General features: G+C 65.2%; 12 protein-coding genes. 2 read left to right on the top strand and 10 right to left on the bottom strand.

Features of this window, described 5'->3' with window-relative positions:
• Positions 1-53: 53 nt before the first annotated feature.
• Complete coding sequence (gene mutL / locus MTR72_RS08710) at positions 54-1,865, bottom strand: DNA mismatch repair endonuclease MutL (protein ID WP_280968420.1); 1,812 nt, start codon at positions 1,863-1,865, stop codon at positions 54-56.
• Positions 1,866-2,104: 239 nt separating this feature from the next.
• Here mutL and MTR72_RS08715 point away from each other — a divergent pair, with 239 nt between their 5' ends.
• Positions 2,105-2,422 carry a ribbon-helix-helix domain-containing protein gene (locus tag MTR72_RS08715; RefSeq protein ID WP_280968421.1) on the top strand — a complete coding sequence of 106 codons (318 nt, stop codon included), beginning with the start codon at positions 2,105-2,107 and terminating at the stop codon, positions 2,420-2,422.
• A gap of 85 nt (positions 2,423-2,507) precedes the next feature.
• Here the strand turns inward: MTR72_RS08715 and MTR72_RS08720 are convergent, their stop codons facing one another.
• From MTR72_RS08720 to MTR72_RS08735, 4 genes are read right to left on the bottom strand one after another with little or no spacing between them, the layout of a single operon-like run.
• Positions 2,508-4,076: a GMC family oxidoreductase gene (locus MTR72_RS08720; protein WP_280968422.1), complete on the bottom strand. Its 1,569-nt coding sequence runs from the start codon at positions 4,074-4,076 to the stop codon at positions 2,508-2,510.
• A gap of 30 nt (positions 4,077-4,106) precedes the next feature.
• A complete protein-coding gene (locus MTR72_RS08725; RefSeq protein ID WP_280968423.1) occupies positions 4,107-4,655 on the bottom strand; it encodes a gluconate 2-dehydrogenase subunit 3 family protein in 549 nt (182 codons plus the stop codon).
• 28 nt (positions 4,656-4,683) lie between these two features.
• Positions 4,684-5,079, bottom strand: coding sequence for a VOC family protein (locus MTR72_RS08730; protein ID WP_341510300.1), 396 nt, complete (start codon positions 5,077-5,079; stop codon positions 4,684-4,686).
• Positions 5,080-5,466: a c-type cytochrome gene (locus tag MTR72_RS08735; RefSeq protein WP_341510318.1), complete on the bottom strand. Its 387-nt coding sequence runs from the start codon at positions 5,464-5,466 to the stop codon at positions 5,080-5,082.
• A gap of 310 nt (positions 5,467-5,776) precedes the next feature.
• On the opposite strand from MTR72_RS08735, the gene MTR72_RS08740 reads away from it, so the two are divergent.
• Positions 5,777-6,085, top strand: a complete 309-nt coding sequence (locus MTR72_RS08740; protein WP_341510301.1) for a hypothetical protein — start codon at positions 5,777-5,779, stop codon at positions 6,083-6,085.
• Positions 6,086-6,144: 59 nt separating this feature from the next.
• Here MTR72_RS08740 and arfB read toward each other — a convergent pair whose 3' ends face one another.
• From arfB to lspA, 5 genes are all read right to left on the bottom strand, one after another.
• The gene (arfB, locus tag MTR72_RS08745; RefSeq protein WP_280968425.1) at positions 6,145-6,561 is read right to left on the bottom strand and encodes an alternative ribosome rescue aminoacyl-tRNA hydrolase ArfB; all 417 of its coding nucleotides are present in this window, start codon (positions 6,559-6,561) and stop codon (positions 6,145-6,147) included.
• A gap of 147 nt (positions 6,562-6,708) precedes the next feature.
• Positions 6,709-8,082, bottom strand: coding sequence for a M16 family metallopeptidase (locus MTR72_RS08750; RefSeq protein ID WP_280968426.1), 1,374 nt, complete (start codon positions 8,080-8,082; stop codon positions 6,709-6,711).
• On the bottom strand, positions 8,079-9,470 hold the full coding sequence (locus tag MTR72_RS08755; RefSeq protein WP_341510302.1) for a M16 family metallopeptidase: 1,392 nt from the start codon (positions 9,468-9,470) through the stop codon (positions 8,079-8,081). The genes MTR72_RS08750 and MTR72_RS08755 overlap by 4 nt, the downstream gene beginning before the upstream one ends.
• A 196-nt stretch (positions 9,471-9,666) precedes the next feature.
• Positions 9,667-10,389, bottom strand: coding sequence for a hypothetical protein (locus tag MTR72_RS08760; RefSeq protein ID WP_280968428.1), 723 nt, complete (start codon positions 10,387-10,389; stop codon positions 9,667-9,669).
• A gap of 92 nt (positions 10,390-10,481) precedes the next feature.
• Positions 10,482-10,976 carry a signal peptidase II gene (lspA, locus tag MTR72_RS08765; protein WP_280968429.1) on the bottom strand — a complete coding sequence of 165 codons (495 nt, stop codon included), beginning with the start codon at positions 10,974-10,976 and terminating at the stop codon, positions 10,482-10,484.
• Positions 10,977-11,082 lie beyond the last annotated feature (106 nt).

Consider the following 11,082-nt stretch of genomic DNA (forward strand, 5'->3'; position numbering starts at 1 on the left):
AAAGATGGTGGGCACGGCGCAAGGCGCCTTTGCCCACCCTACGAGTTCGAGCGCTACCTTCGCCCGAACAGCTTCTCGACATCCGCAAGCTTCAGCTCGACGTAAGTCGGCCGGCCGTGATTGCACTGGCCGGAGTTCGGCGTCTCCTCCATCTCGCGGAGTAGCGCGTTCATCTCCTCCGGCTTGAGCCGGCGGCCGGCGCGCACCGAGCCGTGGCAGGCCATGGTGGCGGCGACGTGCATCAACCGGCGCTCCAGCGGCAGCGCCTCGTCCCATTCGGCCATGTGCTCGGCGAGGTCGCGCAACAGGCCGCCCGCGTTGGTCTTGCCAAGCAGCGACGGCGTCTCGCGCACCGCGACCGCGCCGGGGCCGAAGGATTCGATCGCTAGCCCGAACGAAGCAAGCTCGTCGCCGCGCGCTAGCAGCCGCTCGACCGTGGCTTCGTCCATCTCGACGATCTCGGGGATCAGCAGGATCTGCCGCTGCACGCCGTTCGCTGCCAGCGACGCCTTCAGCCGCTCATAGACGATGCGCTCATGCGCAGCATGCTGGTCGATGATGATCAACCCGTCGCGGGTCTGCGAGACGATGTAGGTCTCGTGGATCTGCGTGCGGGCGGCCCCGAGTGGGCGATCGACCAGATCTCCCACGGGCTGTGTCTCGATCCGCACGTCGGCCATCGGCGCGCCGACATCGAACGCGGCTTGCGCGCGTTCTGCGAAAGCGGGCGCGGCGGCGCCATCGAACGAGGGCAGCGGCGCCGTTGGTGCCGACGGCGACTGCCGCCAGTCCCAATTGCCGGGCCGCGGTGTGAAGGCCGGTCGGAACGAGGACAGCGCACTGCCGCCGCTGTTGGCGGCCGTGCGCCGGCCCTCGCGCGCGAGCCCTTCCTTCAATCCATGCACGATCAATGCGCGGACGAGACCCGCGTTGCGGAAGCGCACTTCGGTCTTGGCCGGATGCACGTTGGCGTCGACCTCGCGCGGGTCGAGCGTGACGAACAGCGCCACCACGGGATGGCGGTCACGCGGCAGATAATCGGAATAGGCCGCGCGCACCGCGCCGAGGATCAGCTTGTCGCGCACCGGACGGCCGTTGACGAAGAGATATTGCCCGAGCGCGTTGGCTTTCGTCAGCGCCGGCGCTGCGGCGTAGCCAGCCACCACCACGCCCTCGCGCTCGGCGTGAACCTCGATGGCATGGCTGCGAAACTCCGCCCCCAAAATATCGCCGAGCCGCGTCAGGCGGCCGGCCGCGCCGGGCAGCGCCGCGGCCCAGGTCACAGGCGCGCGCTCTTCACCGGCCAGCGTGAAGGCGATATCGGGCCGCGCCATCGCCAGCCGCCGCACCACCTCGCGGATAGCCTCGGCCTCGGTGCGGTCGGTCTTCAGAAATTTCAGCCGGGCCGGCGTCGCGTAGAAGAGGTCGTTGACCTCGACGCGGGTGCCGTGGGCCAGCGCCGCCGGCATGATCTCGGACTTGTCGCCGCCTTCAACCGATAGCGCCCAGGCGTGAGGCTCGCTCGCATGCCGCGTCGTGATCGAAAGTCGCGCGACCGAGCCGATCGAGGGCAGCGCCTCGCCGCGGAACCCGAGCGTGCGGATCTGCAGGAGGTCCTCATCATCGAGCTTGGACGTGGCATGGCGCTCGACCGCAAGCGACAGATCCCCCGCGGTCATGCCGCCGCCGTCGTCGGTGATGCCGATCCGCCGCCGTCCGCCGCCATCGGTGAACACGTCGATCCGGCTCGCGCCGGCATCGATCGCGTTCTCGATGAGTTCCTTGACCACGCTCGCCGGGCGCTCGACCACCTCGCCGGCGGCGATGCGGTTGACGACTTGCTCTGGAAGTTGGCGGACGGGCATGGCTCAGTGTTGGATTCGCGTGTCGCTGCTATCTTAAGCCGTGTTGCGTCAAAAGCATGTGTTGAGCAACAACATCGTGCCGGGCTGGGGAAGGAGGGTGTCTATCACATTGAAGACATTGGACGTTCGAACAAATCGCGCGCCGGCGATGGGCCGATCTCCTGCGGCGGGTCATGATTGTGAGGCGTCGGGCGCGGGTGTAGCATCGTGAAAAAATGGCAACAGGACGGGAGGACGCCATGTGCCATCTCTTCGCGCATCAGCCCCAACGCGACTACGAGTCCCAGACCCGCTCGCTACGAATAGACGGGCATTGCACCTCGATCCGCCTGGAGATGGCCTTCTGGGACACGCTGGAGGAGATCGCCGCCAAGGAGAGCATGAGCCTCGGCAAATTCCTGACGACGCTCTATAACGAGGTCCTCGACCACCATGGCGAAGTCAACAACTTCGCCTCGCTGCTGCGCTGCTCCTGCCTGATCTACCGTTCCAGAAGCGTGACGCCGGTGCAGGAATTCAAGGTCGCGGTGACGCCCATTCTCGATGCGGCCGAGTAGGCCGATCTGTCGACGGCTCGGGCGCTCCTTCGAAAGCAAAAGCGGCTCTGTCCGGCAGGACAGAGCCGCTTCGCTATATCGGGTCTCAGATCTCCTTCTTCTGCATCGCGCCGGCGATGTAGTCGGCCTGCCGGATCGCGAGCGCGACGATGGTCAGCGTCGGATTGCAGGCTGCACCGCTGGTGAACTGGCTGCCGTCCGAGACGAACAGATTCTTGATGTCGTGGGTCTGACCGAACTTGTTGACGACGCCATCGCGCGGCTTCTCGCTCATCCGGTTGGTGCCGAGATTGTGGGTGCTCGGATAAGGCGGCGTCGGATAAGTCACGGTGGCGCCGACGGCGTCGTAGACCGCCGCCCCTTGCTTGTAGGCGTGAGCGCGCATCGCAACGTCGTTGGGATGGTCGTCGAAATGCACGCTCGCGACCGGCAGTCCGAACTTGTCCTTCACGGCCGGATCGAGCGTGATGCGGTTGGTCTCTTGCGGCATGTCCTCACCGACCAGCCACATGCCGGCCATCCGCGAATAGCCGTCGAGGGCGGCGGTGAACGGTCGTCCCCAGGCGCCGGGATTGAGGAAAGCCGCCATGAAGGGCAGTCCGACGGACAGCGTCTCCATCTCGTAGCCGCCGACGAAACCGCGCTTCGGATCGTTGGCCGCCTCATCGCGGATGATGCCGGCCATGGTCGTACCGCGATACATGTGCACCGACTTCTCGAACACTGCGTAGACGCTGCCGGTCATGTGGCGCATGTAGTTGCGGCCGACCTGGCCGCTCGAATTGGCAAGGCCATCGGGGAACATGGTCGAGGCGCTGTTGAGGAGGAGCCGAGGGCTCTCGATCGAGTTGCCTGCCACCGCAACGATACGCGCCTTCTGGCGCTGCGTCGTGCCGGTCTCGTCGGCATAGACCACGCCGGTCACCTTGCCGCTCGCATCGTGCTCGATCTTGATCACCATGCTGCTCGGCCGGACCTCGAGATTGCCGGTCGCTTCGCCCTTCGGGATTTCGGTGTAGAGCGTCGACCATTTCGCGCCGGATTTGCAGCCCTGGAAGCAGAAGCCGATCTGCTGGCAGGAGCCGCGTCCGTCGCGCGGCTGGCTGTTGATCGCCATGTTGCCGGTGTGCACGGTCTTGTAGCCGAGCTTCCTGGCGCCGGCCTCGAGTACCTTGAAGTTATTGTTGCCGGGGAGGCCGGGAATGCCGTTGGTGCGGGTCACGCCCATCTTGTTCTCGGCCTTGGCGTACCACGGCTCCATTTCCGCGAGCGTGACCGGCCAGTCCAGAAGATTCGCGCCGGGAATGTTGCCGTAGGTGCTCTTCACCTTGAACTCGTGCTCGTCGAAGCGGAGCGAGGCGCCGGCCCAATGCACCGTGGAGCCGCCGACCGCCTTGACGATCCAGGCGGGAAGATTCGGGAAGTCCTTGGCGACGCGCCATGTGCCCGAGGTGGTGCGCGCGTCCGACCACGCGAGCTGGGAAAAACTGTCCCACTCATCGTTGATGAAGTCCTGGTTCTCGATGCGGGGACCTGCCTCGAGGATGACGACCTTGACGCCCTTCTGCGCGAGCTCGTTGCCCAGCGTGCCGCCTCCGGCACCCGAACCGACGATCACCACAACGCCGCTGTCGTTCAGATCGAATTTTGCCATATGCGTTCTCCTGAACCGTTGGGGTGCGACTTAAGCCTTCGGCAGCCAGTCGATGTCGGCGAAGCCGCGGTTGATGTAGCCGCCGTGCTCGGCGGAGGAGCCCTCGTAGCCAAACCGCGGCCAGACCGCTTTCTGGTTGTAGAGCGACACGATGAGGTCTCCGCGTACCTTCTGGAAGAAGTCGCTCTGCTCAATCTCCTTCAGCAGCACCACGCGGTCGGCTTCCCAGGGCACCTCGGCATAGGGCACCTTGTGGCGGTCGCGCGCATTCTGATCGAGCCTGGCGACGCCGTTGCTGATGAGGGACTTGACGGCGGGGTCCTTGGCCGCCTTGCCGTCCCACGGCTTGATCGCGATGATGTAGTAGCTGTCGCCGAGAACGTCGTGCGGGTAGATGTCGCGTGCGACCTTCAGCAGGGTCTTCATCGTCGCGGGTGAGAGCGCGCTCGCATCATCGGCCCAGGCGCTCTCGATGCTGACACTGAGGCTGGTTGCCACGGCCGCGACTGGCACGGCCGTCGCCGCGCCCTTGAGAAAGACGCGGCGGCTGTGCTTGCTTCGACGATCGACTTCTCTCATGGATTTCCTCCCTGGATATGTGATTTGGTCAGTTGAAACGTCCGCCCCGCTGGATCACCTCGATCTTGTAGCCATCGGGATCACTGACGAAGAAGAAGCGCGCCAGTGTCCTGCCGTCGTGCTTGAAGTCGCGCAGCGGTCCCGGCGCGAGCTTCTCGCGCTCGAAGCGGGCATGCTCGGCGTCGAGATCCTCGACCACCACGGCGAGATGGCCGTAGCCGTCGCCGAGCGCATACGGTTCCTTGCGATCGAAATTCACGGTCAGCTCCACCTCGAAAGGTGAGGAGGGGTGACGCAGATAGATCAGGGCGAAGTCTGCGAACTTCAGGTGATCGGCGACTTCGAGGTCGAAGGCGCGCTTGTAGAAGTCGAGAGATCGCGCCTCGTCGAGCACGCGGATCATGGAGTGAACCGGTTTCGCCATTCAGTTCTGCTCCTTGAGATAGGCAATGATGGCAGCGCGCGTCTCCGGCCTCGCCTGCCGGTAGGTCATGACCGCGCCGGGAATGACGGCTTGCGGATTGGTCAGCCAGGCATCGAGCCTGGCCTCGTCCCAGACGAAGTCCGCGTTCCCGAGGTTCTGTGAATAGCGAAAGCCGTCGACTTTGCCGGCCGGTCGTCCGACGATCCTGACCAGTGGCGGGCCTTGCCGCATCGGTGCTGACGTGTCCATCGTGTGGCACACCGCGCATTGCTGCTTGAACAGCGTCGCGCCATCCGGCGGCGTTGCGGCGGGCAACGGCATTTGCGCGTCGGCGACCCGCACCACCAGCACCACCGCGGTGCACAATCCCAGCACGGCTAAGCGCATCGCCAAGAGTCCGCTCATCCAGATCAACGTCGACTTGCGCGAACTCTAGGCGGCGTCAAATGAGCGGTGGTAGTAGCGGGCTGTTTCGCTGCAAGCGGAGGCGCTCGCGGTCTGCGTGTGTTCCGCGCTGCCGCATATGAGGAGCAGAATTCCGCGAAATAGCCCCGAAATCCCTAAACGATGACCACACGACGCGGATTGCATGACGACCGCGCCGTTCGAGCTCTCTACGCGATGAAATGGTCCGGTGCAGACGAGCGGCGCAGGAAGCAGCCGATCCGTTCATCGCGAAAAAATCCAGGAGAAATGGATGAAGTTGGTGAAGACCTCTGTGATCGCATGCGCTCTCTCGGCTCTCATTGCGACGCCCGTTTTTGCACAAGGTGCGTCACCCGGCGCGACTACACGCGGCACTGTGCAAAGCAAGCCCATGCAGGGCGGCGCGGTAGGCAGCGAGGATGACGATGTCGGCGCACAGCCGGGTGCTGCTGGCGAGAAGACTGGCATGAAGTCCACCAAGGGGACGAAGGGCGCGGGCGGCACCACGGGCAGCGCAGCGCCCAGAGGGTCGGTCGATGGTTCCGCTTCGGGCAATGCCGCCGGCGGCAAGCGCTACTAACGCCGAGACGCGAAACAGCAAACCTCCAGTCGCTTTGCGGCTGGAGGCCTTCTTGTCACTCAATCGTCGAAGCGCCCGCCGCGCTTCGCCTTGATGTCGCTGCGACGCTTCTTGCCTTCGAGCCGGCGTTGCTTGGAGGCGAATGTCGGCCGGGTCGCGCGCCGCGGCGTCGGCCGGACCATGGCCTCGGTCAGCATCCCGACGAGGCGGTCGACGGCGTCCTGCCGGTTGCGCTCCTGGGTGCGGAAGCGCTGCGCATGGATAACGATGACGCCGTCCTTGGTCATGCGCTGGCCGGCGATGCGGGCAAGGCGCAGGCTGGCGTCTTCCGGCAGGGTCAGCCTGCTTGTGTCGAAGCGCAGTTGGGCCGAGGTCGCGACCTTGTTGACGTTCTGCCCGCCCGGCCCGGAGGCACGGACGAAGCTGATCTCGATGTCGTCCTCGTCGATGGCAAGATCGCGGGATATCCGCAGCATGGTGGCACCAGGAAAAGATTCGGGTGCGCGCAACATAGCGGTTTTGGGTGAACTTGCCTTGCTGCGCTCTATCCGTTCCCTCCTCCCCTTGTGGGGGAGGGAGCGCAGTGTGTCATGTGTCTGAGCGCGGAGTACTACGACGCCGGCTCAGTTCGACTTCGTCACCGGTGCTGCCGCGGGCTGCGCGGCGGCCTGCGGGGCGCGGCCGACGACCACGGTCAGGAGCCCCTGACCCCACAGGCGCTTGGCGGCCGCCTTCGCGTCGTCCAGCGTCACCGCATCGACGATCGCGTTGCGCTTCTCGATATAGTCGATCGGCAACTTGTCCTGCTGATACTGCAGCAGCGCCTGCGCGAGCTTGGAGGAGGTGTCGAGCGCCAGCATCTGCGAGCCCTTGAGGTAGGACTTGGCCTCGTCGAGCTCCTTCTGCGTCGGGCCCTCCTCGGCGATGCGGCGCACCTCCTTCTCGATGGCGTCGATCGTCTCGCCGGCGCGGTCGGCGCGGGTGCCGGTATTGCCGATGAACAGCGCCGAATGCTCCATCCACAGCAGCGATTCGAACACCGAGTAGGCGAGACCCCGCTTCTCGCGGACCTCGCGATAGAGCCGCGAGGACAATCCGCCGCCGCCCAGGATATGGTTGACGACATAGGCCGCCATGAAGTTCGGATCGTTGCGCTTGAAGCCGGGCCCGCCGAAGGTGATCACGGTTTGCGGCACGTCGAGCGGTACGAAGGCGCGCTGCGGCGGCTTTGCGGCTTCGATGTCGGGGACCGGTGTAAGGTTGGCCTTGGCGGGCAGGCTGCCGAAGGTGTGGTCGAGCAGCTTGCCCAGGGTCGCGGGATCGACGTCGCCGACGACTGCGACCTTCAGCGTGTCCCTGGCAAGCACGCGGCCGACATAGTCCTTCAAGTCTGCGACCGTGATGGTCGGTACGCTGTCCAGCGTGCCGTTGGTCTGCCGCCCGTAGGGATGATCGCCAAAGGCGGTCTCCAGGAACTTGCGGCTTGCCAGCGACGTCGGGTTGGTGGTCTCGCGGCGCAGCCCCGAGATGACTTGCGAGCGGATCCGCTCGACATCGACGGTGTCGAAATGCGGCGAGGTCAATGCCATCCGCAACAGATCGAAGGCTTCGTCCTTGTTGTCGCGCAGCATGCGCAGGCTGCCGCGGAAAGTGTCGCGGCTGGCGCTGAAGCTGAGCTCGATGGCACGGCGGTCCAGCCGTTCGTGGAACGTCTTGGAGTCGAGGTCGCCTGAGCCTTCGTCGAGGAGGTCGCCGACGAGATTGGCGACGCCAGCCTTGTCCTTGGGATCCTGGGACGAGCCGCCCGCGAACGAATATTCCATGGCGATCAGCGGCACCGTCGCGTCCTGGACGAACCAGGCCTCGATGCCGCCCGGCGAGACGAGATGCTGGATCTTTGCGGCGGCCTCGGACGGCGAAATCGCAGCCAGCGCCAGCGCAGCGCCGGTGACGAAGGACAGGGCGATCTGTCGTGCGGCAAGGAAGGGATGGGTCACGAACGCTTCTCCTCGCGCTTGGCGGCAGCGGTGTCCTTGATCAGATAGCCCGTCACCGAGCGCTTCTTCTCGAGCCACTTCTGTGCGGCGGCGCGAACCTGCTCGGCGGTGACGGCGCGGATGCGGTCCGGCCAGCTCCGGATGTCTTCGATCGACAGGCCCGTGGTCAGCGCGCCGCCATACCAGCGCGCCAGCACAGCCTGGTTGTCCTGGGCGTAGATCGCTTCGGCAATGAGCTGGGTCTTGACCCGTTCCAGGTCTTCGGCGCGGATCGGGTTCCGCACGATATCGGCGATGACGCCGTCGACCACCTGCTCAACCTCGGCAAAGCTGACGCCGGGCTTCGGCGCGGCCGAGATCGAGAACTGCGTCGGATCGAGCGAGATGCTCGAGTAGCTGGCGCTGGCGGAGACTGCGAGCGGCCGATCGACGACAAGCGCGCGATAGAGATAGGAGTTGCTGCCGCTTCCCATCAACTGCGCGAGCACGTCGAGGGCTGCGCTCTCACCAAGCGCTGCCGTCGTCGCCGACGGCACCAGATAGTAGCGTCGCAGATTGGGCTGCTCGACGCGTGCGTCGGCGAGCGTGACAGTACGCGGGGCGCTCGGCTCCGGCTCCTGCGGACGGATGCGCCGCGCCGGGATAGCGGGCTGGGCCGGGATCGGTCCGAAATTGCGCTCGATGAGCGGACGGACATCGGCGAGCTCGACGTCGCCGGCGATCACCAGGATCGCGTTGTTCGGCGCGTAGAAGCGGCGGTAGAAGGCGAGCGCATCCTCGCGGTCGAGCTTCTCGATCTCCTGGTGCCAGCCGATCACCGGCCGGCCATAGGGATGGTTGAGATAGAGCGCAGCCATGATCTGCTCGTTGAGCCGGGCATCGGGATTGTTGGCGACGCGCATGTTGTACTCTTCGAGCACGACGTCACGCTCGGGCAGCACGTTCTCGTCCTTGAGGATGAGGCCGGTCATGCGGTCGGCCTCGAATTCCATCATGGTCGGCAACTGCTCGCGCGGCACGCGCTGGTAATAGTTGGTGTAGTCGACCGAGGTCGATGCGTTCTCGTTGCCGCCGACGCGGAGCACGGTCTGGGAGAACTCGCCGACCGGATGCTTCTGCGTACCCTTGAACATCAGATGCTCGAGGAAATGAGCAAGTCCGGACTTGCCCGGCGTCTCGTCGGCCGAGCCGACCTTGTACCAGATCATCTCCGTGACCACGGGCGTGCGGTGGTCCGGGATGACCACGACCTGGAGGCCGTTGCTGAGCGTGAAGCTCGCGGGCGGTGCAGATGTGACCGTGGTCTGGGCGAGCGCGCTGCCGGCCGAGAGGGCACATGTCGAGAGCAGCGCGGTGAGGAGGCAGGCAATCGATCGGTATGAGGGCATCACGATCCTTGTGAAAGCCCGGATCCTGATGTCCGGGCGTAAAAGCGCGGCATGCTACACCGCGCGGCTTTGAGCTTCGCGTCACGAAGCAGAGAACGCCGTCAAGTTGAACTTAAAAACAGGTCATCTGCCGCGTCCAACCTACACCGGACAATTGCGGCAGTTCCACGCGTCCAAGCGCGCGCAGGCAAGGAGCCTATTGCTCCTTCTCCTTGCCGGACATGATGTCGTAGTACATCCGTCGCGACTTGTCCGGCCCGGCGCCATAAGCGTAGTTCGGAGACGGCGTCTGATATCCCGGCGGTGGCTCGACCAGCGACTGACGCGGGGGTTCGGACGTAAACTGCTTCTCCTCGGAGCTGTTGCCCTTGAACATGCCCAAGAGGCCGCCGGAATAGCCGAGCTCGGCCGGCATGAGCGAGGGGTTGCCGTTGGTGCCGGGCTGGATCGGATCGTTGTTCTCGCGGGTGGGCGTGGCCGTCTTGGCGGCATTCATTTCGGCCGGCGTCAGCGGCCGGGCGGCCTCCCAGTTCTCCTTTGCCTTGCTCGCCTTCTTCCGCGCGGCGATAGCCTCCTTGCGGCGTTTCTCGTCGGGATCCTTCGGCCAGTTCGGCGCAACGCTGGCTTGGGTCGAGGCGGGCGGCGGCAGATCGAGCTTGGGCGGCACGACGAGCGGCGAGCGCTCGCGGTACTCGATGCCGGGCTTTTCCATGCTCTTGGCGCCGAGGCCGGACATCAGGTTGTCGATGAGCTTCTCTTCGAAGGTCATGTCGTCATCGTCGTCGTCATCGCCGGCGCGGGCCGCGCCCGTTGCCATGACGAGGCCGATGCCAAGTGCGACGGCAGACAATTTCAGCACCCGCCAGATCCCCTGCTTGGGGTCTCGAACCATCGAACCGCTGGTCTCGGAGCTGCGCATTACTGTACCTGTTCCATATTGTGGCAGATCGCCGCGCCAGGCACGGCCGACCCTCGCAAGCACGGTTCCACCCCCGGCCGTATCGGCCGGGATCAGGGCGCTTTTGCGGCGGGTACCCCCAGGAAGGAATCATACAATAGGGCCGCCACCCCAGCAACGATGGCCACGTCCGCCAGGTTGAAAACGTACCAATTATAGATCGTTTCGCCGATCTGGATGTGAAACAGGGCAAAATCGACCACCGCGCCGTAGGCCAGGCGGTCGATGCCGTTGCCGATGGCGCCGCCGATGATGAGCCCCAGTGCCACCGTCGCGAGCCGGGTGTGCGACCGGGCCATCCAGACCGCCAGCGCGACCACGGCGACCGCCTTCACGACCATCAGCGCGATCTGTGCCGCCTGACCGTCGTTCTGGAGCCAGCCGAAGCTGATCCCGATATTCCAGGCCAGCACCAGGTCGAAAAACGGCGTGAGGCGCACCACACCGCGATGGGCGAGGTCGAAGATGTTCAGCAGCCAGAGCTTTGAAGCCTGGTCGAGCACGACCGTGGCCACGGCCGAGATGATGCCGGCGCGGAGTGGGGTCATGCGGAGGTGCTCACTCCCGTGGCCAGAAACTCCGCCATCGTCCCGGCGAAGGCCGGGACCCCCGCGCGAGCGCTCTGCGCTCGTCGCGGTAACCCCGGGTGATAGT

It is taken from the genome of Bradyrhizobium sp. ISRA442 (assembly GCF_038085055.1).
GTDB lineage: Bacteria > Pseudomonadota > Alphaproteobacteria > Rhizobiales > Xanthobacteraceae > Bradyrhizobium.